22 protein-coding genes and 1 pseudogene are annotated in these 25,739 nt (G+C 72.5%); 7 read left to right on the top strand and 16 right to left on the bottom strand.

Going from position 1 to position 25,739, the window contains the following annotated elements; all coding sequences use genetic code 11:
* Positions 1-6 precede the first annotated feature (6 nt).
* The 6 genes and pseudogenes from I2W78_RS07705 to zapE all read right to left on the bottom strand — a co-directional run bounded on the left by I2W78_RS07705 (position 7) and on the right by zapE (position 6,772).
* Positions 7-1,386, bottom strand: coding sequence for an alkaline phosphatase PhoX (locus I2W78_RS07705; protein ID WP_196458101.1), 1,380 nt, complete (start codon positions 1,384-1,386; stop codon positions 7-9).
* 696 nt (positions 1,387-2,082) lie between these two features.
* Positions 2,083-2,842, bottom strand: a pseudogene (locus I2W78_RS07700) (slipin family protein); the annotation flags it as partial.
* Between the two features lie 108 nt (positions 2,843-2,950).
* Complete coding sequence (locus tag I2W78_RS07695) at positions 2,951-4,414, bottom strand: SulP family inorganic anion transporter (protein WP_196458099.1); 1,464 nt, start codon at positions 4,412-4,414, stop codon at positions 2,951-2,953.
* An 8-nt stretch (positions 4,415-4,422) separates the two neighbouring features.
* A complete protein-coding gene (locus I2W78_RS07690) occupies positions 4,423-5,004 on the bottom strand; it encodes a carbonic anhydrase (protein ID WP_196458097.1) in 582 nt (193 codons plus the stop codon).
* A gap of 85 nt (positions 5,005-5,089) precedes the next feature.
* Positions 5,090-5,488 (bottom strand): hypothetical protein, encoded by a 399-nt coding sequence (locus I2W78_RS07685; RefSeq protein ID WP_196458095.1) that lies wholly within the window; start codon positions 5,486-5,488, stop codon positions 5,090-5,092.
* Positions 5,489-5,671: 183 nt separating this feature from the next.
* Positions 5,672-6,772 (bottom strand): cell division protein ZapE, encoded by a 1,101-nt coding sequence (gene zapE / locus I2W78_RS07680; protein WP_196458094.1) that lies wholly within the window; start codon positions 6,770-6,772, stop codon positions 5,672-5,674.
* Positions 6,773-6,851: 79 nt separating this feature from the next.
* On the opposite strand from zapE, the gene I2W78_RS07675 reads away from it, so the two are divergent.
* The 5 genes from I2W78_RS07675 (at position 6,852) to I2W78_RS07655 (ending at position 11,773) form a co-directional block, all read left to right on the top strand.
* Positions 6,852-7,628: a pyrimidine reductase family protein gene (locus tag I2W78_RS07675; protein WP_196458092.1), complete on the top strand. Its 777-nt coding sequence runs from the start codon at positions 6,852-6,854 to the stop codon at positions 7,626-7,628.
* A 154-nt stretch (positions 7,629-7,782) separates the two neighbouring features.
* The gene (locus tag I2W78_RS07670) at positions 7,783-8,256 is read left to right on the top strand and encodes an indole-3-glycerol phosphate synthase (protein ID WP_196458090.1); all 474 of its coding nucleotides are present in this window, start codon (positions 7,783-7,785) and stop codon (positions 8,254-8,256) included.
* Between the two features lie 209 nt (positions 8,257-8,465).
* Complete coding sequence (murC, locus tag I2W78_RS07665; RefSeq protein ID WP_196458088.1) at positions 8,466-9,857, top strand: UDP-N-acetylmuramate--L-alanine ligase; 1,392 nt, start codon at positions 8,466-8,468, stop codon at positions 9,855-9,857.
* Between the two features lie 13 nt (positions 9,858-9,870).
* Positions 9,871-10,278, top strand: a complete 408-nt coding sequence (gene msrB / locus I2W78_RS07660; protein WP_196458086.1) for a peptide-methionine (R)-S-oxide reductase MsrB — start codon at positions 9,871-9,873, stop codon at positions 10,276-10,278.
* A gap of 139 nt (positions 10,279-10,417) precedes the next feature.
* A complete protein-coding gene (locus I2W78_RS07655) occupies positions 10,418-11,773 on the top strand; it encodes an NAD(P)/FAD-dependent oxidoreductase (protein WP_196464461.1) in 1,356 nt (451 codons plus the stop codon).
* Between the two features lie 6 nt (positions 11,774-11,779).
* On the opposite strand, the gene meaB is transcribed toward I2W78_RS07655, so the two are convergent.
* The 10 genes from meaB to I2W78_RS07605 form a co-directional block, all read right to left on the bottom strand.
* Positions 11,780-12,772 carry a methylmalonyl Co-A mutase-associated GTPase MeaB gene (gene meaB, locus I2W78_RS07650; RefSeq protein WP_196458084.1) on the bottom strand — a complete coding sequence of 331 codons (993 nt, stop codon included), beginning with the start codon at positions 12,770-12,772 and terminating at the stop codon, positions 11,780-11,782.
* The gene (gene scpA / locus I2W78_RS07645; RefSeq protein WP_196458082.1) at positions 12,769-14,943 is read right to left on the bottom strand and encodes a methylmalonyl-CoA mutase; all 2,175 of its coding nucleotides are present in this window, start codon (positions 14,941-14,943) and stop codon (positions 12,769-12,771) included. Before scpA ends, meaB begins: the two co-directional genes overlap by 4 nt.
* Positions 14,943-16,745, bottom strand: coding sequence for a methylmalonyl-CoA mutase subunit beta (locus I2W78_RS07640; protein ID WP_196458080.1), 1,803 nt, complete (start codon positions 16,743-16,745; stop codon positions 14,943-14,945). The genes scpA and I2W78_RS07640 overlap by 1 nt, the downstream gene beginning before the upstream one ends.
* 119 nt (positions 16,746-16,864) lie before the next feature.
* Complete coding sequence (locus tag I2W78_RS07635) at positions 16,865-17,569, bottom strand: GntR family transcriptional regulator (RefSeq protein WP_196458077.1); 705 nt, start codon at positions 17,567-17,569, stop codon at positions 16,865-16,867.
* A 13-nt stretch (positions 17,570-17,582) separates the two neighbouring features.
* Positions 17,583-18,584 (bottom strand): proline racemase family protein, encoded by a 1,002-nt coding sequence (locus I2W78_RS07630; protein ID WP_196458075.1) that lies wholly within the window; start codon positions 18,582-18,584, stop codon positions 17,583-17,585.
* Positions 18,585-18,596: 12 nt separating this feature from the next.
* Positions 18,597-19,493: a dihydrodipicolinate synthase family protein gene (locus I2W78_RS07625; RefSeq protein ID WP_196458073.1), complete on the bottom strand. Its 897-nt coding sequence runs from the start codon at positions 19,491-19,493 to the stop codon at positions 18,597-18,599.
* Positions 19,483-20,928, bottom strand: a complete 1,446-nt coding sequence (locus I2W78_RS07620; protein WP_196458071.1) for an NAD(P)/FAD-dependent oxidoreductase — start codon at positions 20,926-20,928, stop codon at positions 19,483-19,485. The genes I2W78_RS07625 and I2W78_RS07620 overlap by 11 nt, the downstream gene beginning before the upstream one ends.
* Positions 20,921-21,220: a (2Fe-2S)-binding protein gene (locus I2W78_RS07615; protein ID WP_196458069.1), complete on the bottom strand. Its 300-nt coding sequence runs from the start codon at positions 21,218-21,220 to the stop codon at positions 20,921-20,923. The genes I2W78_RS07620 and I2W78_RS07615 overlap by 8 nt, the downstream gene beginning before the upstream one ends.
* 37 nt (positions 21,221-21,257) lie before the next feature.
* The gene (locus tag I2W78_RS07610; protein WP_196458067.1) at positions 21,258-22,409 is read right to left on the bottom strand and encodes an NAD(P)/FAD-dependent oxidoreductase; all 1,152 of its coding nucleotides are present in this window, start codon (positions 22,407-22,409) and stop codon (positions 21,258-21,260) included.
* A gap of 71 nt (positions 22,410-22,480) precedes the next feature.
* Positions 22,481-23,356: an undecaprenyl-diphosphate phosphatase gene (locus I2W78_RS07605; protein WP_196458065.1), complete on the bottom strand. Its 876-nt coding sequence runs from the start codon at positions 23,354-23,356 to the stop codon at positions 22,481-22,483.
* 314 nt (positions 23,357-23,670) lie between these two features.
* Between I2W78_RS07605 and I2W78_RS07600 the strand changes: the two genes are divergently transcribed.
* Entirely contained in the window at positions 23,671-24,918 is a 1,248-nt protein-coding gene (locus I2W78_RS07600) for a PP2C family protein-serine/threonine phosphatase (RefSeq protein WP_307783628.1), read from the top strand.
* A 110-nt stretch (positions 24,919-25,028) separates the two neighbouring features.
* On the top strand, positions 25,029-25,736 hold the full coding sequence (locus I2W78_RS07595; protein ID WP_196458061.1) for a response regulator transcription factor: 708 nt from the start codon (positions 25,029-25,031) through the stop codon (positions 25,734-25,736).
* The last annotated feature ends 3 nt before the right edge of the window (positions 25,737-25,739 follow it).

Genomic DNA, 25,739 nt, shown 5'->3' with positions numbered 1-25,739 from the left:
GGCGGGTCACCCGGCCGGCGGCCTCCGCCACGGACCGCGCACCGCGAACGTCGTGCCCGGCCTGTAGCAGTTGACGTACATCGTCTCGCCGTCCGGCGAGAACGTGACGCCCGCGAACTCACCCCACTCCGGCGCCTCGGGGGTGCCGGTGTTCTGCCGGTTGCGGGCCAGCGTGTACACCTCGCCCCGGCGGGTGACACCGAAGACGTGCTGAGCGCCGCTGCCGTCCTCGCAGACCATCAGGCCACCACCGGGCGCGAGGCAGACGTTGTCCGGGGACTCGCCGGGGAGCCGGACGTCGGTGTCCGGACCGAACACGATCACCAGGGTGAGGCGGCGCGCCGCCGGGTCGTAGCGCCAGACCTGGCCGAAGTGGTCGGCCGCCGAGCCGTCCCTGCTGCGGGCGTACGAGGAGACGAAGTACACGCCGCGGCCACCCCAGTAGCAGCCCTCCAGCTTCTGCGCGCGTGTGATGCCCCTCGGGCCGTAGTCCTGGAGGCGGACGGGGGTCTCGGCGGCGAGCGGGTCCGGTACGTCCACCCACTCGACGCCGTCGAAGCACGCGCCGGTCTCCTGGATCGACGACAGGTCGGGTACGCCGGGCACGCGCATCGCCTGCAACCGGCCGCCCGCCCGCAGGGAACCCGTCCCGCCGAGCGGCTTCTCGGGCAGGAGCCGGTAGAAGAGGCCGAAGGGCTTGACGAAGGCGTCCTCCGTCTCGTAGACGACTCCGGTGCGGGGGTCGATCGCGACCGCCTCGTGCTGGAAGCGGCCCATCGCGGTCAACGGGACCGCGCCGGTGCGGCGCGGGTCGGCCGGGTCGACCTCGAAGACGAAGCCGTGGTCCTTGGCGTAGCCGCCGGTGCCCGCTCTCTCCTCGGTCTCCTCGCAGGTCAGCCAGGTGCGCCAGGGGGTGGGGCCGCCCGCGCAGTTGACGGCCGTACCGGCGAGGGCGACCCGCTCGGACCGGACTTGGCCGCCGGAGTCCAGCGTCAGCGCCGTACAGCCGCCCTTGGCCGCCGGGTCGTAGGTCAGGCCCTCGACCACCGGGACGGGGATCTTCGCCGTGGCGCGGTTCTCGTGGTTGCGGACGAGGTGGACCCGGCCGTGGCGGCCGGGGAGGGCCGTCATGCCGTCGTGGTTGGAGGGGACACGGCCCTCGCCGGAGGGCAGTGGGTCGCCCTCACGGGAGAGAACCCGGTAGCGGAAACCTTCCGGCAGGTCGAGCAGACCCTTCGGGTCGGGTACGAGGGGGCCGTAGCCGGTGTGGCCCAGGTGCTGGGCGGCGGCCGTACCGGTGAACAGCTCGGACAGGGCGCCGGAGAACGCGATGCCCGCTCCCAGGGCACCGGTGCGGGCGAGGACGTGACGGCGTGTCACGGACATGGGAAACCTTCCTGCTGGCGGACAGGACAGTGACCTCGCCGTGTCTATCAGCTACCGCCGGTCGCCGGAACCACGCGCGTAGCACCTGTCACGGACCGTCGGTGGGGCCCGGGGTGGGGTGCGGTTCCTGTGCGTGGGCCGGGTTGCCGTCGGACTGCCGCGTGAGGCTCGCGGTTTCGTCCGGCTGCGCCGTGAGGCCTGGAGCGGGGCCCGGCAGTTGGGTGAGGCCCGGGGTGGGAGCGGGCTGCTGGGTCGCGTCCGGGGTGGGGCCGGGCTGCTGGGTGAGGCCCGGGGTGGGAGCGGGTGGCTGTGTCACCCCCGGGGTGAGGCCGGGCTGCTGGGTCGCGTCCGGGGTGGGGCCGGGCTGCTGGGTCGCGTCCGGGGTGGGGCCGGGCTGCTGGGTGAGGCCCGGGGTGGGAGCGGGCTGCTGGGTCGCGTCCGGGGTGGGGCCGGGCTGCTGGGTGAGGCCCGGGGCGGGAGCGGGCTGCTGGGTCGCGTCCGGGGTGGGGCCCGGCTGCTGTGTCACCCCCGGGGTGGGGCCGGGCTGCTGGGTGAGGCCCGGGGTGGGAGCGGGTGGCTGTGTCACCCCCGGGGTGAGGCCGGGCTGCTGGGTCGCGTCCGGGGTGGGGCCAGGCTCCGGTGTGGGAAGCGGCGGGTGGTTCGGGTCCTGGGCGTGGGTGTGCGTGTGGTCCGCGACCTGGGGTGCCCTCTCCAGGAAGCGCAGCAGCTCCACCGGGAACGGGAGCACCAGCGTGGAGTTCTTCTCGGCGGCGACCGCCACGACCGTCTGGAGCAGCCGCAGCTGGAGCGCGGCTGGTGTGTTCGCCATCTGCTGGGCCGCCTCGGCGAGCTTCTTCGACGCCTGGAGTTCGGCGTCGGCGTTGATGACGCGGGCCCGGCGCTCGCGGTCGGCCTCGGCCTGGCGGGCCATGGAGCGCTTCATCGTCTCCGGCAGCGACACGTCCTTGATCTCGACCCGGTCCACCTGTACGCCCCAGCCGACGGCCGGGCTGTCGATCATCAGTTCCAGGCCCTCGTTGAGCTTCTCGCGGTTGGACAGCAGGTCGTCCAGCTCGCTCTTGCCGATGATCGAACGCAGTGACGTCTGGGCCATCTGGGAGACCGCGAACTTGTAGTCCTCGACCTTGATCAGCGCGCTCGCCGCGTCGACCACCTTGAAGTACACGACGGCGTCCACGCGTACGGTCACGTTGTCGCGGGTGATGCCCTCCTGGGCCGGCACCGGCATCGTGACGATCTGCATGTTGACCTTGTGCAGCCGGTCCACGAACGGAATGATCAGCGTGAATCCGGGCGACCGTATCTCGCCCCTGAGCCGGCCGAGGCGCAGCACCACTCCGCGTTCGTACTGCTTGACGACCCGAGCCGCCGCGGCGAGGTAGACCACACCCACGGAACCGGCCGCGGCGGCCGCCGCCAGGAGATCTTCGAGCATGACGACCTCCTCACCAGAGGCCCGCGATGTCTGCTCCTGCAACGATATGCCCGGTGTCCGGTCCGGGGCCATGGGGCGACGGAGCGGACACCGGGCGGAAGGCGCCGGTCAGGGGCTGGTGAGCTTCACCGGTTCGGTGCCGGAGGTGCTGTGCCGCTCGGCCCAGCTGTCCAGCGCCGTACGGCACGCGTGGTCCAGATGGTGCAGACCGGACAGGTCCAGCACGATGGGCCGGTCCTGGGGGAGTGACTCCAGGCTGTCGAGTATCTTCGGCAGCCTGAGGAAGGTCGCGTTGCCCGACAGGTAGACCTGGATCGGGCCGGCGCCCTTGTCTATGACCTCCATCTTCAGGTGCGAGGCCGCCCAGGCGGTCTTGACGACCGACAGGGCGAGGCCGATCAGGACGCCCTCGAACATGTTCACGGTGACGATCGCCACCGCCGTGACCACGAGGATCAGTGCCTCACCCCTGTGGCCCCGCCACAGGGCTCCGATCTGGCGGAACGGGATCAGCTTCCAGCCCGCGTGCACGAGGATGCCGGCCAGGGCGGGGATCGGGATCAGCGCCAGGGCCCACGGCATCGCGGCGGCGAACAGCAGCAGCCACACTCCGTGCAGCACCCGCGAGGCCTTGGTCTTCGCGCCCGCGTTGACGTTGGCGGAGCTGCGCACGATGACCGCGGTCATGGGCAGGGCGCCGAGCAGTCCGCAGACGGTGTTGCCCGTGCCCTGGGCGATCGTCTCCTTGTCGTACTGGGTGCGCGGACCGTCGTGCAGCCGGTCCACGGCCGCCGCGCTGAACAGGCTCTCCGCGGAGGAGATCAGCGCGAAGGCGATGATGGTGCCCCAGATGGCAGGCCCGGCCAGCTCACCGAAGGCCTCGGCGCCCGGCGGCTGGACGACACTGAGCAGGCCCTCCACCTGGACGGTGGCGACCGGCAGGCTGAAGGCGAGGGAGGTCACCGTGGCCAGGACCACCGCCGCGAGGGCGCCCGGCACGGACTGCACCGCCTTCGGCAGCTTCTTCCACAGCACGATGACGGCGATGGTGCCGACGCCGATCGCGAGGGAGGCCAAGGCCTCGGTGTCGCCCAACGCGTCGGCGAACGCCCCGGGCAGTCCCACGATCTTGTCGATACCGCTCTGCGGGGCCTTCAGGCCCGCCGCCGCGTAGATCTGACCGGCGATGATCACCAGGCCGATCCCGCAGAGCATGCCCTCGACGACCGAGACCGATATCGCCCTGAACCAGCGGCCTATCCCGAGGAAGCCCATGGCGAGCTGGAGCAGGCCGGCCATCAGCACGATCACGCCGAGCGTGGCCACCCCGAACTCGCTGACGGCCTCGAAGACCAGCACGGTCAGGCCGGCGGCCGGACCGGACACCTGAAGGCTGCTGCCGGGCATGAGCCCGGTGACGATGCCGCCCACGATGCCGGTCACCAGACCCAGCTCCGCCGGGACGCCGGAGGCGACGGCCACGCCGACGCACAGCGGCACCGCCACCAGGAAGACGACGATGGAGGCGAGGAAGTCCTGCCTCAGGTAAGGGAACTTCGACAGCACGGTCATCAGCTCCCTCAAAGCGTCTCGAACGTGCCGGACTCGGCGCGGTGTTCGCGCGTGATGCCGGTGTGGACCTCGTAGTACCAGCCGTGCAGCCGGAGTTCACCCGCGTCGAGGCGCTTGGCGATGCCCGGGTAGGAGCGCAGTCGCTCCAGCTGAGTGAGCACGTGGTTCTGCACGGCCTCGGCGACCGTCGGGTCGCCGGGGTCGGAGCACTTGGGCTCGTCCGCGGCGTGTGCGAGCCAGTCGCGTACGGCGGGTACGGCCGTCAGGTCGTCGTGGCGCACCACCGCGCCGACGGCGCCGCAGTGCGAGTGGCCGCAGACCACGACGTGCTGGACGCCGAGCACCTCCACGGCGTACTCGATGGTGGCCGCTTCCCCCGCGGGGGTGGCGGAGGTGTACACGGGGACGATGTTGCCCGCGGTGCGCAGCTCGAACAGCTGGCCGGGGCGGGCGCCGGTGATCAGGGCAGGTACGACCCTGGAATCGGAGCAGGTGATGAACAGGACCTCGGGGGACTGTCCCTTGGCGAACTGGGCGAACTCCTCAGGGCGCTGTCCGAACATGCGGGCGTTGTCGATGAGGGGCTGCATGGCGTGGTGATTCCTCCTGGCGCGCCGTGGGGGCGCGTCGGACGTGCATGACAGAGGGTCAAGAAGTGGGGGGACTGCTCTGCTCTCAGCAGCGGAAGACCTCAAGTGCGGCCGGAGAGTGGGCGGTCGAGGGTCTCGACATACGGTCGTACGCGGCGCTGGGCACGACCGCGTCGGATGCGGCCCCCTTGTCCCGCGCCGACTGCGGGCACTGGGGCGCGCAGGACGCGGAGTCGACCGCGCGGCGGCGGTCGGGTATGCGCAGGGGACCGGTCGGGTCCCCCGGGTGCGTGCAGCTGTGGGCCGCGGCGCCTTCGGCACGCAGTGCCTCGCCGGAGGGGTTTGTTCCGGGCTGAGCTTTGGCCTCGACGTGACGGGCCGTGTACACAGCTGCGAAGGACGCGGGAGGTGCGAAGAACGGGAGGGCGAACAGGACGGTGATGAGGACCGCGAACAGGGTCCGGGTCGTCGTACCTGGAAACATGAGCCTCCCTCCGGTTCGGCGCACCTCTAGTCCGTACCAACGATTGGTCAACGGTTGGTCAAGAAAGACAGTAACCCTGCAAAGTTGTTTGCACGGTTAACTTGGCGTTTCGAACCGAAGAGAGCCTCAAAAGTGAGGGTGAGCTGGCGCAATCCGCCTCTTGATCTTTGGGGCGGCGTGGCGTTATTGAGGTTCGGTCAGACGCTGGGCGTCCCGGGCCAGCGCGGTCAGCCGGGAGATGGCCCGGAAGTACTTCTTCCGGTAGCCGCCCTTGAGCATCTCCTCGCTGAAGAGCCGGTCGAAGGGCAACCCCGAGGCCAGGACGGGGACTTCACGGTCGTAGAGCCGGTCCGCGAGCACCACGAGCCGCAGCGCCGTCGACTGGTCGGGAATCGGCCGCACGTCGGTCAGGCACACTGCCTTGACGCCGTCCGTCAACGCGCCGTACCGGCTGGGGTGAACCCGGGCGAGGTGGTCGAGCAGCTGCGGGAAGTCGTCGAGCGAGGCGCCCTCGGTGGCGTGCGCCGTCCGGGTCACCTGTTCGCCGCTGTACGGCGCCGGCGCCTCGGGCAGGCCGCGGTGGCGGTAGTCCTCGCCGTCGATGCGCAGGGCGCGGAAGTGGGCGGACAGGCCCTGGATCTCGCGCAGGAAGTCGGCCGCCGCGAAGCGGCCCTCGCCGAGCTTGCCCGGCAGGGTGTTCGAGGTGGCGGCGAGCGCGACGCCCGCGTCGACCAGCTTGCCGAGCAGGGTGGAGACCAGGACGGTGTCGCCGGGGTCGTCCAGCTCGAACTCGTCGATGCACAGCAGACGGTGCCCGGAGAGCGTCTGCACGGTCTTCTGGAAGCCGAGGGCGCCGACCAGGTTGGTCAGCTCGACGAACGTGCCGAACGCCTTGAGGGCGGGTTCGGCCGGGGTGGCGTGCCAGAGGGAGGCGAGCAAGTGGGTCTTGCCCACGCCGTAGCCGCCGTCGAGGTAGACGCCGCGGGGCCCTGCCGGGGGCTTGGGTGCCCTGGCCCTGCCGAAGCCGAAGAATCCGCGCCTGCCCGCGCCGGGGGCCGGGCCGAGGCCGGCCGCGAAGCCCTCCAGGACCTGGACCGCCTCGGTCTGGCTGGGCTGGTTCGGGTCCGGGATGTACGTGCTGAAGCGCACCGAGTCGAAGCGGGGCGGGGGCACCATCTCGGCCACCAGGCGGTCCGCGGGGACGTGCGGCTCGCGCGCGCAGAGGGAGAGGGGGGCGGCTTCGGCGGCTATCGGGCTTCGGCCGGCGGCGGTGGAGGAGGACACGCTTACCCATGCTAAGGGGTGCTTCGGGGGCGGTTTCGGCCACGGGGATAGTTCCCCGCCCCGTGGAACACTGCACGGCATGCGACGCCTGTTTCCTGTGACCGATACGACAGCGGATCCGGCCGGCCGTGAGTGGGAGCTTGCGGAGCTGGCCGAGGCCTATGCCTATCCCGAACCGGAGCCGGGCGAGCCGGTGGCGTGGCTGCGGGCCAACATGGTCTCCACGCTCGACGGAGCCGCCCAGCACGACGGGAAGTCGCAGCCCATCTCCAACGCCACCGACATGCGGATCTTCGGCACACTGCGAGGACTCGCGGACGTGGTGCTGGTCGGTGCCGAAACGGTCCGCCAGGAGGGGTACCGCCCCGCACGCGCGCGTGCGGAGTTCGCGGCGCGGCGGGAAGCCGCCGGACAGGACCCGGCGCCCGCGATCGCCGTGGTCAGCGCCAGCCTGGACCTGGACTTCTCGATGCCCCTGTTCACCTCACCGGTGGTCCCCACGCTGATCCTCACCGGCGCGGCGGCGGCGCCCGACCGGGTGGCCGCGGCCGAGAAGGCCGGCGCGCGGGTGGTGATCGCGGGCGACGGCGTCGGCGTGGAGCCCGCACGGGCCGTCCGGGCGCTCGCCGAGCTCGGCCACACCCGGCTGCTCACCGAGGGCGGGCCGCGGCTGCTGGGCCAGCTGGTGGCGGCCGGGGTGCTCGACGAGCTGTGCCTGACCGTCTCCCCGATGCTCACCGCGGGGGGCGCGCAGCGGATCGCCGGGGGCCCGTCGGTGGCGGTTCCGCAGCGGTTCGAACTGGTTTCCCTGCTGGAAGAGGCCGGATTTCTGTTCTCCCGCTACCGTCGGTCCTGAGATCGACGGAATCTACCGTTCCGTTTAGCTTTCGGCGGGCACACTAGGACTCGCACTACCCGTGCGATCGCGGGGCAGGATGGTTTCCGCAGGGCCAGGTACGGCCCACGGAGGACAGAGGGCCCGTGGGCCCTCGAAGCAGAAGGGGCGCCTTGTGTTCACAAGCGTTTTGATGATCGAGAAGGCCCTCACGTCCGCCGACGTGGAGTTCGTCACCACCTTGCACGGGGACGAGTCGGTCACCTTCCATGTGCTGCTCCAGCCGCGCGGCGAGCAGGCGGACCGGTTGCTGCGCGCCATCGACGACCTCGCGATGGGGGCGCTCGACGAGGCGGCGCGGGAGCGGGAGACGCCGGAGGGCGAGGCGGCGAAGAGTGAGGGGCAGCGGGCGCTGGACGTGTCCCTGCAGGCGCTGCGGGCCTCCGGCAGTGCGGCGGAGGGGCGGCTGATCGAGGATCATCCGCTGGACGCGCTGAAGGGGGTGGTGGAGGAGGTCGGGGCCGACGAGGTGATCGTGCTCACGGATCCCCATTACGTCGAGGAGTTCTTCCATCGGGACTGGGCTTCTCGGGCTCGGCACAAGGTGGGGGTGCCGGTGCTGAAGCTTTTTTCGCACAGCAAGGTGTAGGGGCGGTTGCTGGGTGTCGGCGGGTGCGGGGGTGCGTGGGGGCTGGTCGCGCCCACGCGGCGGAGCCGCATATGAATACAGCCCCGCGCCCCTGGCGGCGTGACCGTGCCGCCCCCTTACAAGGCGCCCCCCGCCGTACGGAATAGGCTGGGGCCGCGCCTCCCCGCCGGGGCGCGCTGATCGTCGTAACGGATCTTGGGAGAACACGCATGGCACCCGGCCTTCCTACCGCCATGGATCGACCGCACTTCATCGGCATCGGTGGGGCCGGGATGTCCGGTATCGCCAAGATTCTGGCGCAGCGGGGGGCCAAGGTCGCCGGCAGTGATGCCAAGGAGTCGGAGACCGTCGAGGCGCTGCGGGCGTTCGGCGCCACCGTGCACATCGGGCACGCTGCGGAGCACCTCGCGGACGACGCCAGCTGTGTGGTGGTGTCGTCGGCGATCCGGGCCGACAACCCCGAGCTGGCCCGCGCGGCCGAGCTGGGCATCCCGGTGGTCCACCGGTCCGACGCGCTGGCCGCCCTGATGGACGGGCTGCGGCCGATCGCGGTCGCCGGTACGCACGGCAAGACCACGACCACCTCGATGCTGGCCGTGTCGCTGTCCGAGCTCGGGCTGCGGCCGTCGTACGCGATCGGTGGTGACCTGGACGCGCCCGGTTCCAACGCGCTGCACGGCGAGGGCGACATCTTCGTCGCCGAGGCGGACGAGAGCGACCGCAGCTTCCACAAGTACGCGCCCGAGGTCGCCATCGTCCTCAACGTGGAGCTCGACCACCACGCCAACTACGCGTCGATGGACGAGATCTACGAGTCCTTCGAGACCTTCGTCGGCCGCATCGTGCCCGGCGGCACCCTGGTGATCTCGGCGGACCACGAGGGCGCGCGGGAGCTGACCCGGCGGGTGGCGGCCTCCGGCGTCAAGGTCGTGACGTACGGCGCGGCGGACGACGCCGACGTGCGGGTGCTGTCGGTCGTGCCGCAGGGGCTGAAGAGCGAGGTCACCGTCCTGCTGGAGGGCCGCGAGCTCACCTTCGCGGTCTCGGTCCCCGGCCGGCACTACGCCCACAACGCGGTCGCCGCCCTCGCGGCCGGAGCGGCCCTCGGGATCCCCGCCACGGAGCTGGCGCCGGCGCTGGCGGCGTACACCGGCGTGAAGCGGCGGCTGCAGCTGAAGGGCGAGGCGGCCGGGGTGCAGGTGATCGACTCCTACGCCCACCACCCGACCGAGATGACCGCGGACCTGGAGGCGATGCGGGCGGCGGCCGGCGACGCGCGGATCCTGGTGGTCTTCCAGCCGCACCTGTTCTCGCGGACGCAGGAGCTGGGCAAGGAGATGGGCCAGTCCCTCGCCCTCGCGGACGCCTCCGTGGTGCTGGACATCTACCCGGCCCGTGAGGACCCGATCCCGGGCGTGACCAGCGAGCTGATCATCGAGGCGGCCCGGGCGGCGGGCGCGGACGTGACGGCGGTGCACGACAAGGGCGAGGTTCCCCAGGTGGTGGCGGGAATGGCCGGGGCCGGTGATCTCGTTCTCACCATGGGCGCGGGCGATGTCACCGACCTCGGACCGCGCATTCTGGACCGCCTGTCGAAGTGAGGGGCTGACACCCATGTCGTACGACGTCGAGAAGCCGGACGAGCAGTGGCGCGTGGAGCTGACGCCGGCCGAGTACGCCGTGCTGCGCCAGGCCGCGACGGAGCCCGCGTTCACCGGTGAGTACACCGACACCAAGACCAAGGGCGTGTACGCGTGCCGCGCCTGTGGTGCCGAGCTGTTCACCTCGGACACCAAGTTCGAGTCGCACTGCGGCTGGCCGTCCTTCTACGACCCCAGGGACAGCGACGCGGTGGAGCTGGTGGAGGACCGCTCGCACGGCATGGTGCGCACCGAGGTGCGGTGCGCGCGGTGCGGTTCGCACCTCGGACATGTGTTCGAGGGTGAGGGGTATCCGACGCCGACGGATCAGCGGTACTGCATCAACAGCATCTCGTTGCGGCTGACGCCGGACGAGGACTGACGCGGGGCAGGGCCGAAACTCGGTCAACTCGCCCCCGGACGCCGGATACTGGTGCCTCTCAGGATGCGGCGACCAGGGGAGTGAGTCTGTGAACTCTGCGGGAGAAACAGGTGGCCGGGGCGGCCGGCACGCGGTCGTCGTGGGCGGAAGCGTCGCGGGGCTCCTCGCGGCGCACGTCCTGGCCGGGCACGCCGACCGGGTGACCGTCGTCGAGCGCGACCGGTTCCCGGACGGCACGAAGGCGCGGCCCGGCGTACCGCAGGCGCGGCATCCGCATGTCCTCCTGGAGGGCGGGCAGGTGGCCCTGGAGTCGCTGCTGCCGGGCTTCCTGACGGAGCTGCGGGCGGCGGGGGCACCACGGGTGGGCATGCCGGCCGACATGGTGCTGTGGCAGGACGGCCGCTGGATCCGCCGGTCGCCCACCACGACGCACATCTACACCGGGTCCCGCGCGCAGCTCGAAGAGCTCGTGCGGCGGCGGGTTCTCGCCAATCCGGTGATCAGCGCGGTGCAGGGGACCGACGTCGTCGGGCTCCTCGGCGACGCCTCGCGCGTGCGGGGCGTGCTGCTGCGGGACCGCTCCGGCGACAGCCGCGCAGAGCCCCGGGCCCTTGAGGCCGACCTGGTCGTCGACGCCTCCGGCAGCGGCACCAAGGCTCCGCAGTGGCTCGCGGCGATCGGCGCCGAGGCCCCGCACGAGGAGACCATCGACACCGGGCTCGCCTACGCCTCCCGCGTCTACCGCGGCAGCAGCGGCGTCCTCGACGGCGAGGCCCTCGGCTACTTCGTCTATCCCAACCCCGACCAGGTGCACGGCGGCGGTGCGCTGCCGTTGGAGGACGGCAGCCATCTGGTCATCGTCTCCGGGCTGCGCGGCGACGAACCGCCCACGGACGACGACGAGTTCGTGACGTACACCAAGAGGCTGCCGCATCCGCTCCTGCACCGGTGGCTGGACGAGGCCGAACCGCTCACGCCGGCGTTCGGCTACCGGCGGACCGCGAACATCCGCCGCCGCTACGACCTGTCCGGCCGCCGACCGGCCGGATTCCTCGCCACCGGCGACGCCCTGTGCACCTTCAACCCGATCTACGGGCAGGGCATGGCCGTCGCCGCGATGAGCGCGGTCGCCCTGCGCGACGCGCTGGCCGATCCACGCCGGGCACCCACGACGCGGCGCGTGCTCCGGGCGCTCCTCGCGGCGTCCCGGCAGGCGTGGGACATCTCCGCCGGGGCGGACCGCGCGATGCCCGGCGCGGTCGGCAACGCGGTCGCCGGCGGGCCCGCGGACCGTGTCGCCGGCTGGTATCTGGGCCGGGTCCAGGAGCGATCCCCCGGCGACCCGGTCGTGGGGCGCGCGTTCCGCTCCGTGCTGACCCTCTCCGCGCCCGTCAGCGCCCTGTTCGCCGCGCCCGTGGCCCGGGCCGTCCTCTTCGGCCCGCCCGCGCCGTCGCCCACCGAGCCGCCGGCGGCACCGGAGCGACCGGGCGCCTGAGCGAGGTCATTCCGTCGGGTCGTCCTTGCCCTCGAACGCCCCCAGGATCCGCTCCGCCGCCAGCGTCGCCGTCAACTCACCGTCCCTCACCTGCTGTTCGAGGGCGGGCGCGAGGGCGCGTACCGCCGGGTGGGCATGCAGGCGGCCCAGCAGGTCGTCGCGGACCATGGTCCAGGTCCAGTCGACCTGCTGGTCGCGGCGCTTGGCGGCGAGGCGGCCGGTGGAGTCGAGCAGCGTGCGGTGCTGTTCGAGGCGCTCCCAGACGGTGTCCAGGCCGGTCGACTCGCGGGCGCTGCAGTGCAGCACGGGCGGGGTCCAGGCGGCGTCCCTGCCGTGCATCAGCCGCAGTGCGCCCGACAGCTCGCGTGCCGCCGCCCGCGCGTCGCGCTCGTGCGGGCCGTCCGCCTTGTTGACGGCGATCACGTCAGCCAGTTCCAGGACGCCCTTCTTGATGCCCTGCAGCTGGTCGCCGGTGCGGGCGAGGGTGAGCAGCAGGAACGAGTCGACCATGTTGGCGACGGCGGTCTCCGACTGGCCCACGCCGACCGTCTCGACGAGGACCACGTCGTAGCCCGCCGCCTCCATCACCACGATCGACTCACGGGTGGCCTTGGCGACGCCGCCGAGCGTGCCGGCCGTGGGGGAGGGGCGCACGAAGGCCGCCGGGTCCACGGCCAGCCGCTCCATGCGCGTCTTGTCGCCCAGGATCGAGCCTCCGGTCCGGCTCGACGACGGGTCGACGGCGAGCACGGCGACCCGGTGGCCGAGCCCGGTCAGCAGGGTGCCGAACGCGTCGATGAACGTCGACTTCCCGACCCCCGGCACCCCGCTGACGCCGATCCGCCGCGCCTTGCCGCTGTACGGCAGCAGTTCGGTCAGCAACTGCTGGGCCAGCACCCGGTGTTGCGGCCGGGTGGACTCGACGAGCGTGATCGCGCGCGCCACGATCGCCCGCTTCCCGTCGAGCACGCCCTTCACATACGCGTCGAGATCGATCACAGTTCGTGCCCGAGGCCGTCCGCCAGCCGCTCGACCAGGTCGTGGGCCGCGTCCGGGATCACCGTCCCGGGCGGGAACACGGCCGTCGCGCCCATCTCCAGCAGCGTCGGCACGTCCTGCGGCGGGATCACCCCGCCGACCACGATCATGATGTCCTCGCGGCCCTCCTCGGCCAGCGCCTCGCGCAGCGCCGGTACGAGGGTGAGGTGGCCGGCGGCCAGCGAGGACACCCCGACGATGTGCACGTCCGCCTCGACGGCCTGGCGGGCCACCTCGGCCGGGGTCTGGAACAGCGGGCCGACGTCCACGTCGAAGCCCAGGTCGGCGAACGCGGTCGCGATCACCTTCTGGCCGCGGTCGTGGCCGTCCTGGCCCATCTTGGCGACCAGGATGCGCGGACGGCGGCCCTCGGCCTCCTCGAAGGCGTTCACCAGGGCGCGGGTGCGGTCCACGGACGGGGACTCACCGGCTTCGTTGCGGTACACGCCGGAGATCGTACGGATCTGGCTCGCGTGCCGTCCGTACACCTTCTCCAGGGCGTCCGAGATCTCCCCGACGGTCGCCTTGGCGCGGGCCGCGTTCACTGCCAGCTCCAGCAGGTTGCCGTCGCCCCCGGCGGCCCGGGTCAGCGCGTCCAGCGCGTCCCGGCAGGCGGTCTCGTCCCGTTCCTCGCGCAGCCGCCGCAGCTTCTCGATCTGCTGGGCGCGCACCGAGGAGTTGTCGACCTTGAGCACCTCGATCTGCTCGTCGCTGTCGACGCGGTACTTGTTGACTCCGATGACCGGCTGGCGTCCGGAGTCGATCCGGGCCTGGGTGCGGGCCGCGGCCTCCTCGACCCGCAGCTTCGGGATGCCCGCGTCGATGGCCTGCGCCATGCCGCCCGCCTGCTCGACCTCCTGGATGTGCTGCCAGGCACGGCGGGCCAGGTCGTACGTCAGCTTCTCGACGTAGGCACTGCCGCCCCACGGGTCGATCACGCGCGTGGTGCCGGACTCCTGCTGGATGAGCAGCTGGGTGTTGCGGGCGATCCGCGCGGAGAAGTCGGTGGGCAGCGCGAGCGCCTCGTCCAGGGCGTTGGTGTGCAGCGACTGGGTGTGGCCCTGGGTGGCCGCCATCGCCTCCACGCACGTACGCGTGACGTTGTTGAACACGTCCTGCGCGGTCAGCGACCAGCCGGAGGTCTGCGAATGGGTGCGCAGGGAGAGGGACTTGGTGTTCTTCGGGTTGAACTGCTTCACCAGCTTCGCCCACAGCAGGCGGGCCGCGCGCAGCTTGGCGACCTCCATGAAGAAGTTCATGCCGATCGCCCAGAAGAACGACAGCCGGGGCGCGAACGCGTCCACGTCCAGGCCCGCCTCACGTCCGGCCCGGATGTACTCCACGCCGTCGGCGAGGGTGTACGCCAGCTCCAGGTCGGCCGTCGCGCCCGCCTCCTGGATGTGGTAGCCGGAGATGGAGATGGAGTTGTAGCGGGGCATCCGCTGCGAGGTGAAGGCGAAGATGTCGGAGATGATCCGCATCGACGGCTTCGGCGGATAGATGTACGTGTTGCGGACCATGAACTCCTTGAGGATGTCGTTCTGAATGGTCCCCGCCAGCTTCTCGGGCGGTACGCCCTGCTCCTCGGCCGCCACGATGTACAGCGCCAGCACCGGCAGCACGGCGCCGTTCATCGTCATCGACACGGTCATCTTGTCCAGCGGGATGCCGTCGAAGAGCTGCCGCATGTCGTAGATCGAGTCGATCGCCACGCCCGCCATGCCGACGTCACCGGTCACGCGCGGGTGGTCGCTGTCGTAACCCCGGTGCGTGGGCAGGTCGAAGGCGACCGAAAGGCCCTTCTGACCGGCCGCCAGGTTGCGCCGGTAGAACGCGTTGGACTCCTCGGCGGTGGAGAAGCCCGCGTACTGGCGGATCGTCCAGGGCTGGTTGACGTACATCGTCGGGTACGGGCCGCGCAGATACGGCGCGATGCCCGGGTAGGTGTCCAGGAAGTCCAGGCCCTCCAGGTCCTGCCCGGTGTAGAGCGGCTTGACCGCGATGCCCTCCGGGGTCTCCCAGAGCAGGTCGTCGCCGGCGGCCGCCTTCTTCACCGCCGTACGCCACTCGTCGGTGCCGCCGTCGGTGGCCGGGGTCCCCAGCTCGATCCCGGAGAAGTCGGGGACGGACATCAGGACACTCCCATCCGGTCGAGGGTCGCGGAGAGCACGGCGACCGCGTCACAGCCCGCGAAGACGTAACTGTCGACACCCGTGTACTGCCCCGGCTTCCCCGCGAGGAACACGTGCGTGGCGCCCGCCGCCGTCAGCTCGCGGGCGTGGTCCTCGGCCTGCTCCGCGTACAGCTCGTCGCTGGAGCACAGGCAGGCCTCGCTCGCCCCGCTCTGCTCGAAGGTGCCCTCCGTGACGGGCTCGATGCCGCCCGCCTGGAAGAGGTTCGCGGCGAAGGTGGCGCGCGCGGTGTGGGCGGCGGCCGGGCCGAGGGTGGCCAGGAAGATCCGGGGGCGGGAGCCGGTCGCGGCGAGGTGGGCGTCGGAGCGGGCGCGCAGCGCCTCGTAGGCGTCGTCGCGGCGGACCCGGGGCAGGCCGCCGGTGGGCGGCTCGGGGGCGGGCTCGCGGACGACGGGCTTCTCGGCCAGGTGCGGGAACTCGCTGACGCCGGTGACGGGTTCGCGGCGCTTGGCGAGCTTCGCGCCGCGCGCGGCCCAGGTCTCGGCGAGCCGCTCGCGGACCATCCCCGAGCGCAGGGCGGCTTCCTGACCGCCCGCGCGCTCGATCGTGCGGAAGAACTCCCAGCCCGCGTGGGCGAGTTCGTCGGTGAGCCGCTCCACGTACCAGGAGCCGCCCGCCGGGTCGATCACCCGGGACAGGTGCGACTCCTCGATGAGGATCGTGGAGGTGTTGCGGGCGATCCGGCGTGCGAAGGCGTCCGGCAGGCCCAGCGCGTGGTCGAACGGCAGTACGGTCACGGCGTCGGCGCCGCCGACACCGGCGGCCAGCGTCGCCACGGTGGTGCGCAGCATGTTCACCCACGGGTCGCGGCGCGTCATCATCACCGGCGAGGTCACGACGTGCTGCACCTGCGCCCCGGGCCCGCCGCACACCTCGGCGACCCGCGCCCACAGCCTGCGGGCCGCCCGCAGCTTGGCGATCGTCAGGAACTGGTCGGCGGTGGCCGCGTACCGGAACTCCAGCTGCCCGCAGGCCTGTTCGACGCTCAGGCCCGCTTCGGTCAGCGCCCGCAGATACGCGACTCCGGTCGCCAGCGAGCACCCCAGTTCCTGCGCCGCCGAGCCACCGGCCTCGTGGTACGGCAGCGCGTCCACGGTCAGCGCCCGCAGCCCCGGGAACTCGTCGGCGCACCGGCGCGCGAGCCCGGCCACGACCGAGAAGTCGTACGACTGCCCCGTGCGGGCCTCGAACCCCAGCGGGTCGGCGCCCAGGTTGCCGCGCGCCGCCTCACCGGCGACGCCCCGCTCCTCGTACAGTCGCAGCAACTCCCGCGCCGCGTCCTCGACCTCGCGTCCGGCGTCGAGGACCACGGGTGCCAGGTCGAGATAGACGCCGTCGAGGACCCGGCCGAGCGACGACACCGGCAGGCCGCTCTCGCCGACGACCAGCCAGAGCGAGGTGACGCCGTTCTCCAGGTCGGCGAGGACCGCGCCGCCGTCGACGGTCGCGTGCCGCTGCCGTACGTCCCAGCCGCCGAGGGTGTTCCCCTCGGCCCGGGCGCCCCGTACAAAGGGTGCGAAACCGGGGAGGCCGGGCTCGGGCGCGGCATCGTGGGCGGTGTACAGGGGGCGGACGCGGAGTCCGTCCTCCAGCGTGGTGGCCAGGGCGTCCTCGGCGGCCGTGCCCTCGACGTCCTTGCCCGACTTGCGCAGTACGCCCGCCACAAGGCGCTGCCACTGCTCACGGGTCGCGTCGGAGAACTCGGCGGCCAGAGTAAGCCCGTCGTCGGGCAGGACCGTCATGCTCGGATGCTAGGCCAGGTGGACAAAGGAGCAGCAGAGGGCACGGCTGTGACCTTGCCCTCTCCGGGTGGGCCTTGAAGGGGCGGCGGATTCCGTACTACGCCGGGGTGTGACCGCTCTCACGCGTGCGGCGCCGGCCGCTGCTCGGGTTGCGGTGCGGCCCACAGGCCGCGGACATGGCCCAGATGGCGGGTCATGACGGCGTGCACGGCCCGCTCGTCGCGGGCGAGCAGGGCGTCGAGGAGTTCCAGGTGCTCCTCGGCCGACGCCTGGAGCCGGCCCTGCTCCACGAGTGCGGTCAGGCCGTACAGGCGGGCGCGGCGGCGCAGGTCGCGGACCACCTCGACGAGGTGCTCGTTGCCCGCGAGGGCCAGCAGGCCGAGGTGGAACCGCAGATCGGCCTCGACATAGGCGATCAGGTCGCCGGCCACGGCCGCGGTGACGATCTCCTCGGCGACCGGACGCAGCCCGGCGAGCGCCACCGGGTCGGCTGTGCGGGCCAGTTGGACCGTGGTCGGGATCTCGATCAGCGCACGGATGTGGGTGTACTCGTCGAGCTGTCTCTCGGAGACGGCCGTGACCCGGAAGCCCTTGTTGGGCACCGCGTCGACCAGGCCCTCCTTGGCCAGGTCCAGCAGCGCCTCGCGCACCGGCGTCGCGGAGACCCCGAAGCGGGCGGCGAGCGCGGGCGCCGAGTAGACCTCGCCGGTGCGCAGCTCACCGGCGATCAGGGCGGCACGCAGGGCGTCGGCGACGCGCTCGCGGTAACTGCTCCGCCTGCCGCCGAGCGTGGGCAGGCCGGGGGTGGTCGTGGGGTGCGTCATCGCCGTTCCTTCCTCACAGGACGAACCCGGCGGGGAAGGGGTCGTCGGGGTCGAGCAGGTACTGGGCCGTGCCCGTGATCCACGCCCGCCCCGTGAAGCTGGGCAGCACCGCCGGGATCCCGGCCACCTCGGTCGTGCCGAGCAGACGGCCGGTGAAGTGGGTGCCGATGAAGGACTCGTTCACGAAGTCGGTGTGCAACGGCAGTTCACCCCGGGCGTGCAGTTGCGCCATGCGGGCGCTGGTGCCCGTACCGCAGGGGGAGCGGTCGAACCAGCCGGGGTGGATCGCCATCGCGTGGCGCGAGTGGCGGGCGGTGGCGTCCGGGGCGAGCAGATGGACATGGTGCAGGCCGTGGATCGACGGGTCCTCGGGATGGGCCGGCTCCTCCTCGGCGTTGACGGCCTCCATCAGCGCCAGGCCCGCCTTCAGGATGTCGTCCTTGCGAGCGCGGTCGAACGGCAGGCCGAACTCCGCCAGCGGCAGGATGGCGTAGAAGTTGCCGCCGTACGCGAGGTCGTACGTCACCGTGCGCCCGTCGGCGAGCGTGGCCTTGCGGCCGAGGCCGACCGAGAAGGACGGCACGTTGCGCAGGGTGACGTTGCGGGCCGCGCCGCCCTCGACCGCGACCTCGGCGACCACGAGCCCGGCCGGGGTGTCGAGGCGGACGGTGGTGACCGGTTCGGTGACCTCGACCATGCCGGTCTCCACCAGCACGGTCGCCACGCCGATCGTGCCGTGCCCGCACATCGGCAGATAGCCGGAGACCTCGATGAAGACGACACCCCAGTCGCAGTCGGGCCGGGTGGGCGGCTGGAGGATTGCGCCGCTCATCGCCGCGTGACCGCGCGGCTCGTTCATCAGCAACCGCTTGATGTCGTCGCGGTGTTCCCGGAAGTACAGCCGCCGCTCGTTCATGGTCGCGCCGGGGATGGTGCCGATCCCGCCGGTGATCACGCGGGTGGGCATGCCCTCGGTGTGCGAGTCGACGGCGTGCAGGACGAGAGTGCTGCGCACGACCAACCTCCTTTACGCCAGTCCCGCCGCGACGGCCTTCTCCGTCGCCGCCCGCACCGCCGCCTCCTGCTCCGGCGCCAGCGGCGCCCGCGGGGGCCGGCACGGGCCGCCGTACCGTCCGACGATGTCCATCGACACCTTGATGGCCTGCACGAACTCCACGCGCGAGTCCCAGCGCAGCAGCGGGTGCAGCTGCCGGTACAGGGGCAGCGCGGTGCCCAGGTCGCCGGCCACCGCGGCCCGGTACAACTGGACCGAGGCCTTCGGCAGCGCGTTCGGATACCCGGCCACCCAGCCCTTGGCGCCCGCGATCGCCAGCTCCAGCGCGACGTCGTCGGCGCCGATCAACAGGTCCAGTTCCGGGGCGAGTTCGGCGATGCGGTACGCCCGCCGGACGTCGCCGGAGAACTCCTTGACGCCCCGGATCAGCCCCTCGCCGTGCAGCCTCGCGAGCAGCTCCGGTACGAGGTCGACCTTGGTGTCGATCGGGTTGTTGTAGGCCACGACGGGCAGGCCGGCCCGGGCGACCTCCGCGTAGTGCGCGAGGACGGACCGCTCGTCGGCACGGTAGGCGTTGGGCGGCAGCAGCATCACCGCGCCGCAGCCCGCGTCGCGCGCCTGTTCGGCCCACCGTCGGGCCTCGGCCGCACCGTAGGCGGCGACCCCGGGCATCACGCGCTCGCCGCCGACCGCGGCGACGGCGGTCTCGACGACCCTGGCGCGCTCCTCGGGGGTGAGGACCTGGTACTCGCCGAGCGAGCCGTTCGGTACGACACCGTCACAGCCGTTCGCCACGAGCCAGGCGCAGTGCTCGGCGAACGCCTCGTAGTCCACGGACAGGTCGGCGGTGAGCGGGAGCGCGGTGGCGACGAGGACGCCGCGCCAGGGGCGGTGCTGGTCAGTCGTCATGGGGGTCCTTCCCGTCCGGCGGGTTGTCGGGTGGTCCGGTCTGGGTGTCGCGGCCCTGCCCGGCCAGCACGCCGAGCGGCACCGGCCTGGCGAACGGTGTGCGGGCCGGGGTCGGGGGGCAGCCGGTGAGGGCGGCGACGGCGGGCCCGCACATCCGGCCCTGGCACCAGCCCATCCCGGCGCGGGTGAGCAGCTTCACGGTCCGTACGTCACCGGCGCCGAGCTCGCGCACGGCCGCCCGGACGGCGCACGCCGGCACCTCCTCGCAGCGGCAGACCAGCGTGTCGTCGGTGACCTGCTCGGTCCAGTGCGCGGGCGGCGCGTACACCGAGTCCAGCGCGGCGAAGAACCCGCGCAGTGCCGCCCGGCTCCGCGCCGCCCCGGTCCACGTCCGCGCGTCGGGCCGCCGGCCGGTCAGCCGTGCGGCGGCGGAGCGGCCCGCGATGTGTCCCTCGGCGAGCGCGAGGTCGGCGCCGCCGATGCCGGTGGCTTCGCCCGCCGCCCACACGCCGGGCACGTCGGTGCGCTGTTCGTCGTCCACTTCCACGGCGACCCCGTCGAGGCGGCAGCCCAGGGTGGCGGCGAGGTCGGTGTGCGGCAGCATGCCGTGGCCGACGGCGAGCGTGTCGCAGGCGATACGGCGCCGGGTGCCCGGACGGACCCGGCCCCCGGCGTCGAGGGCGGCGACCGTCACGGCGTCCAGCCGGTCGTCGCCGTGTGCCTCCACCACCGTGTGGCGGGCCAGCAGGGGGACTCGGTGGCGCAGCAGCAGCCGGGCCGCGTATCCGGCACCTTCGGCGAGCTTGACCGGCAACGCGGCCAGGGCGCGGGAGTGGCGTACGAGGGCCTTCGGGTCGGCGGACTCGACCAGTGCCGCGACCCGCGTGCCCGCCGCGGCCAGCCCGGTCGCCACGGGCAGCAGCAGCGGCCCGGTCCCGGCGACCACGGCCGTGCGTCCGGGCAGCACGAGCCCGCCCTTGAGCATGGCCTGGGCGCCGCCCGCCGTGACCACACCCGGGAGCGTCCAGCCGGGGAACGGCAGCACCTTCTCGTAGCCGCCGGTGGCGAGGACGACCGCGTCGGCGTCCACCGTCACGCCGTCCTCCTGGAGCGGACCGCGCAGCGCGTGCACGGTGATGCCGACGGGGTGCCGTTCCACGCACCAGACGTGATGGTCCGTCAGGTGCGTGACGTGGCCCGCCGTGAGCTGCCGGTCGAGGCCCGCGCGCAGTCGCCGCCAGGTGCGCCACTGGTGATGCAGCGCCTGCGGGCGGCGGGCGCCGAGCCCGGACGCGGGCTGCCGGTAGAACTGGCCGCCCGCCTGAGGGGCGGAGTCGACGAGGGTGACCCGGACGCCCTCGGCGGCGGCCGCCAGTGTCGCCGCGAGGCCCGCCGGGCCCGCGCCGATCACCGCGAGGCGGGGACGGTCAGTCATCGTGCCCCGTCCCGTCCTGCGTACGGATCGCGTCGCCGGGACGTGCCGGGACCAGGCAGGCGCGTTGGTTGGGGCGGCCGTTGACGGTCACCAGGCAGTCGAAGCAGACGCCGATCCCGCAGAACACCCCGCGCGGCCGGCCGGCGCCGCGCGTGCCGCGCCAGGAGGTGACACCGGCCGCCCAGAGCGCGGCGGCGACGGTCTGGCCGGGCAGCGCGTCGATCTCGCGGCCGTCGAAGGTGACCGTGAAGGCGGGACCGGGCCGGGCGTCGGTCAGCTCCAGGGGGTTCATCGGACGCCCTCCACGCAAGGGTTCACGGGGCCAGGGTTCACGGGGCCTCCTCCGCGAAACGGTCGGGACGGAAGGGCGCCAGGTCCAGCTCCGGCGCCCGTCCGGTCAGCACCTGGGCGATCAGAAGTCCGGTCCCGGTCGCCAGCCCGATGCCCGCGCCCTCGTGTCCGCAGGCGTGCAGCAGGCCGGGCAGGCGCGCATCGGGGCCGATGGCGGGCAGGTGATCCGGGAGATACGGCCGGAAGCCGACGTACGTCCGCATGGCCCGCACCCGCCCGAGGAACGGGAACAACCGGACCGCGCCCGCCGCCAGCGCCCGTACCACCGGCAGGGAGAAGGACCGGTCGAAGCCGACGCGTTCGCGGCTCGCGCCGATCAGCACCGGGCCCGCCGCCGTGCCCTCGACGACCGGCGAGGTCTGCAGGGCGGCCGAGTCGCTGGCCACGTCGGCCACGTAGTCGGCGGCGTACACCTTGTGCCTGACCAGACGCGGCAGGGGCTCGGTGACCAGGACGAACCCGCGGCGGGGGAGGACGGGCAGCCGGACCCCGGCCAGTGCGGCGATCTCACCGCCCCAGGGCCCGGCGGCGTTCACGACGGCGGGCGCGTGGATCTCGCCCCGGTCGGTCCGCACGCCGCGCACGGCACCGTCCGGCCCGCGCAGGACGCCGGTCACGGTCCGGCCGGTTTCGAGCCGGGCACGGGAGGCCCGTACGAGGTGCGCGGCGGCCAGGGCGGGCATGACCTGGGCGTCCTGCGGATAGTGCACTCCGCCCGGGAGGCCGGGCGCCAAGTGCGGCTCCAGCTCCTTGAGCTGCCGCTCGCCGACGGGTACGGCGTCGACGCCGGCGGCCCGCTGGCCGGTCGCGAACTCCTCCAGGGCGGCCAGGTCCTCGGGCGAGGAGGCGACGACCACGCCGCCCTTCGCCTCGTACTCGACCGCGGTGCCGAACTCCTGCGCCAGTTCCGCCCACAACCGGGCGGACAGCAGGGCGAGTCGGAGCTCGGGGCCGGGTTCCTTGTCGGAGACGAGGACGTTGCCCTCGCCGGCGCCGGTGGTGCCGCCGGACACCGGGCCCCGGTCGACCAGCGTGACGTCCAGGCCCGCCCGGGCCGCGTGGAAGGCGCAGGCGGCGCCCACCATGCCGGCCCCCACTACCACGACATCGCAGGTCAGCGGCTTGGTCACGGCAGTAATATGTCACATGGCGCAGGGTCACGGGAATACCCTCGACCCGGGTTCCTCGGTGGTCGTACGCGTTACCCGGCCGATTCGGCCGCGTGCGGGCTGATCACTCCGAAGGTCACCAGGGCGATGATCACCACGCCGAGCGCGATGCGGTAGTGCACGAACGGCATGAAGCTCTTGGTCTCGATGAACTTCATGAACCAGGCGATCACCGCGTACCCCACACCGAACGCGATGAGTGTGGCCAGCACCGTGGGTCCCCAGGTGACATGGCCGCCCTTGGTGGCGTCCCGCAACTCGAACAGGCCGGAGGCGAGGACGGCCGGGATGGCGAGCAGGAAGCAGTAGCGGGCCGCGGCCGCGCGGGTGTAGCCCATGAACAGGCCGCCGGAGGTGGTGGCGCCGGAGCGGGAGACGCCCGGGACGAGGGCCATCGCCTGACACAGGCCGTAGATCAGGCCGTCTCTGACGGTGAGGTCGTGCAGGGTCTTGCCGGGCACGGCGGCCTGGCCGCCGCCCGCACGCTCGGCGCGGGCGGCGAGGCGGTCGGCCACGCCCAGCACGAGGCCCATGGCGATGAGCATGGTGGCGGTGAGCCGGAGATCGCGGAACGGCCCTTCGATCTGGTCCTTGAACGTGACACCGAGGACGCCGATCGGGATCGAGCCGATGATCAGCATCCGGCCCAGCCGGGCGTCCTGGTCCCCGCGCATCGTGCGGTCCGTCAGGGAACGGCACCAGGCGGTGACGATACGGGCGATGTCCGAACGGAAATAGATCAGCACGGCCGTCTCCGTGCCGATCTGCGTGATCGCCGTGAAGGCCGCGCCGGGATCGTGCCAACCGGAGAAGGCGGCCACGAGACGCAGATGCGCGCTCGACGAGATCGGCAGGAACTCGGTCAGTCCCTGGACCAGACCGAGAATGACGGATTCGAACCAGCTCATGGGGGTGCGCCGTCCCGGGATGTCGACGTCCGAAAACGAAGCGCCAGCGTATCCAAGGGATCCAAGGGGTTCCGGGCGGCGCTTCGGGCAGGGAGTTCCGGTTGCGCGTAACCGGAAAATGGCGGTTTCGTGAATTCACGGTGTCCTTGTCAACCAGTGTTTCTGGCGAACGTCACGAGGTGAGAGGGCGAGTCTGCCGTGATGACCGAGGACGGTCGCCCCTGCCGCCCCGGCCGCCCCGAGCGGGAGGGTCGGAATGGCGGGCAGTCGATGCGTGGTCTATGTCGGTTTGTCACCCATTTAAGGTGTTCTGTGTGGCGCGATGGCTCCAGTCGTTCCGAAGACCTCCGACGGCCGGTGCCGTCGGCCGTACGAACACGCCCGCACCGGGAACCGGCGTGTCGTCGCGGCTGACGGCGCTGCGGTCGACCGTGGCCGGGATCGGGACGACGCTCGACGAGCAGACCACCTGCGGTGAGCTCACCAAGGTGGCCGCCGGGCACACCGGGTGCACCGCGGCGATCGTGCGGCGCGCCTCGGAGGAGGGCGAGGTGGAGTTCGAGGCGGTCAGCGGCGACCACACGCTGCTGCCCGACCTCCGGTGGGCCGCGGAGGTGGCGTGCCGGGCGGACAGCCGGGTCGGGCACGAGAGGTACGGCCCCGCGCTCTGCGTGCCGCTCGCCACCGGCGAGGACCGCTACGGCGTCCTCGTGTGCGTCCGGCGCCACGGGCCCTTCACCCCGTCGGAGGTGGACATGCTGGCGCTGCTCGCCGAGCGGGCCGCCTCGCACATCCGGCACGCCCGGGAGCACGACCGGATGAGCCGGATCGTCGGTGATCTCCAGCGCGCGCTGCTCGCCGAGCCGGGCCGCCCGCACCCCAACCTGGACGTCGCCATCCGCTATCTGCCGGTGGGGCAGCGCGCCCTGGTCGGCGGCGACTGGTGCGAGACCGTGCGGCTGCACTTCGGGCGGACCCTGCTCGTCGTCGGCGACGTGATGGGCCACGGCCTGGAGGCGGCCGTCGACATGACCGCCTACCGTTCCGCCCTGCGCTACATCGCCTCCTCCGACCTCCCGCCGCACCGTGTACTGCGCCAGCTCGACGACATCGCCTCCAGCGAGTCCGAGCGTCGGCCGGCCACCTGTCTGATCGCCCGCGTCGACCCCGTGCGCGGTCAGGTCACGCTGGCCAGTGCCGGTCATCTGCCGGCCGCCGTGATCGACGGCAAGGGTGACACCTCGCTGCTGCCGGTGCCGGTCGGCCCGCCGCTGGGCACCGGTCTCGGCGGCTACGAGCCGGCGACGTACCACCTGGAGGCCGACGAGACGCTGCTGCTGTTCACCGACGGGCTCGTCGAGCACCGCGGCGAGGACATCGACGAGTCCCTGAACCGGCTGGCCAGGCTGCGCTTCACCGCCTCGGAGGGCGTGGAGACCATCCTCGACACCGTCCTCGCCAACCTCGACGCCCGCCACGCGGAGGACGACGTGGCCGTCCTGGCGTCCCGGCTGCGGCACCGGCCGCAGCCGGGGGACGAGGGCGCGGCGCTCGGCATGTGAACGCCTCCTCGTGAGGGTCCTGGGCCTCTTACGGATGTGCGTTCCTTACGGATCCAGGACATCTGAGGCCCCCCGTCCCGTACCCGCGCTCGGGGTGCGAGGCTGGCGGCATGGAACAGCAGCCGTACGGAGCCCGGGTCCTGGTCGTCGACGACGACCCGACCGTCGCCGAGGTGGTCTCCGGGTATCTCGACCGGGCCGGATACGTCGTGGACCGGGCCGGTGACGGCCCCGACGCGCTGGCGCGGGCCGCCGCGCACTGGCCGGACCTGGTCGTGCTGGACCTGATGCTGCCCGGCATGGACGGTCTTGAGGTGTGCCGGCGGATGCGGGGGCGAGGCCCGGTGCCGGTGATCATGCTCACCGCGCGCGGGGACGAGGACGACCGCATCCTCGGCCTGGAGGTGGGCGCCGACGACTACGTCACCAAGCCCTTCAGCCCCCGCGAGCTGGTCTTGCGGGTGGAGTCCGTGCTGCGCCGCACCCGGCCCGCCCCGCAGTCCACGGGCACCCTCGGTGCCGCCGGGCTCACGGTCGACCCGGCCGCCCGGCGCGCCACCAAGAACGGGACCGAACTCGCCCTCACCATCCGGGAGTTCGACCTGCTCGCGTTCCTGCTGCGGCACCCCGGGCGGGCGTTCAGCCGGGAGGAGCTGATGCGTGAGGTGTGGGGGTGGGACTTCGGCGACCTGTCGACGGTGACCGTCCATGTGCGGCGGCTGCGCGGGAAGGTGGAGGACGATCCGGCCCGGCCGCGGTTCATCCAGACGGTGTGGGGCGTCGGCTACCGCTTCGACGCCGGCGACGGGGAGGCGTGAGCC

Source organism: Streptomyces spinoverrucosus (assembly GCF_015712165.1).
Lineage (GTDB): Bacteria > Actinomycetota > Actinomycetes > Streptomycetales > Streptomycetaceae > Streptomyces > Streptomyces spinoverrucosus_A.
This window is presented reverse-complemented; position numbering and strand designations above follow the sequence as displayed.

Excerpts from the sequence above, each read along its gene's own strand:
- I2W78_RS07625 (WP_196458073.1), bottom strand. The coding sequence starts at position 19,493 with ATGACGACTGACCAGCACCGCCCCTGGCGCGGCGTCCTCGTCGCCACC.
- I2W78_RS07705 (WP_196458101.1), bottom strand. The coding sequence starts at position 1,386 with ATGTCCGTGACACGCCGTCACGTCCTCGCCCGCACCGGTGCCCTGGGA.
- I2W78_RS07595 (WP_196458061.1), top strand. The coding sequence starts at position 25,029 with ATGGAACAGCAGCCGTACGGAGCCCGGGTCCTGGTCGTCGACGACGAC.
- I2W78_RS07695 (WP_196458099.1), bottom strand. The coding sequence starts at position 4,414 with ATGACCGTGCTGTCGAAGTTCCCTTACCTGAGGCAGGACTTCCTCGCC.
- I2W78_RS07685 (WP_196458095.1), bottom strand. The coding sequence starts at position 5,488 with ATGTTTCCAGGTACGACGACCCGGACCCTGTTCGCGGTCCTCATCACC.
- I2W78_RS07615 (WP_196458069.1), bottom strand. The coding sequence starts at position 21,220 with ATGAACCCCCTGGAGCTGACCGACGCCCGGCCCGGTCCCGCCTTCACG.
- I2W78_RS07675 (WP_196458092.1), top strand. The coding sequence starts at position 6,852 with ATGCGACGCCTGTTTCCTGTGACCGATACGACAGCGGATCCGGCCGGC.
- I2W78_RS07620 (WP_196458071.1), bottom strand. The coding sequence starts at position 20,928 with ATGACTGACCGTCCCCGCCTCGCGGTGATCGGCGCGGGCCCGGCGGGC.
- I2W78_RS07635 (WP_196458077.1), bottom strand. The coding sequence starts at position 17,569 with ATGACGCACCCCACGACCACCCCCGGCCTGCCCACGCTCGGCGGCAGG.
- scpA (WP_196458082.1), bottom strand. The coding sequence starts at position 14,943 with ATGTCCGTCCCCGACTTCTCCGGGATCGAGCTGGGGACCCCGGCCACC.
- I2W78_RS07640 (WP_196458080.1), bottom strand. The coding sequence starts at position 16,745 with ATGACGGTCCTGCCCGACGACGGGCTTACTCTGGCCGCCGAGTTCTCC.
- I2W78_RS07605 (WP_196458065.1), bottom strand. The coding sequence starts at position 23,356 with ATGAGCTGGTTCGAATCCGTCATTCTCGGTCTGGTCCAGGGACTGACC.
- I2W78_RS07690 (WP_196458097.1), bottom strand. The coding sequence starts at position 5,004 with ATGCAGCCCCTCATCGACAACGCCCGCATGTTCGGACAGCGCCCTGAG.
- murC (WP_196458088.1), top strand. The coding sequence starts at position 8,466 with ATGGCACCCGGCCTTCCTACCGCCATGGATCGACCGCACTTCATCGGC.
- msrB (WP_196458086.1), top strand. The coding sequence starts at position 9,871 with ATGTCGTACGACGTCGAGAAGCCGGACGAGCAGTGGCGCGTGGAGCTG.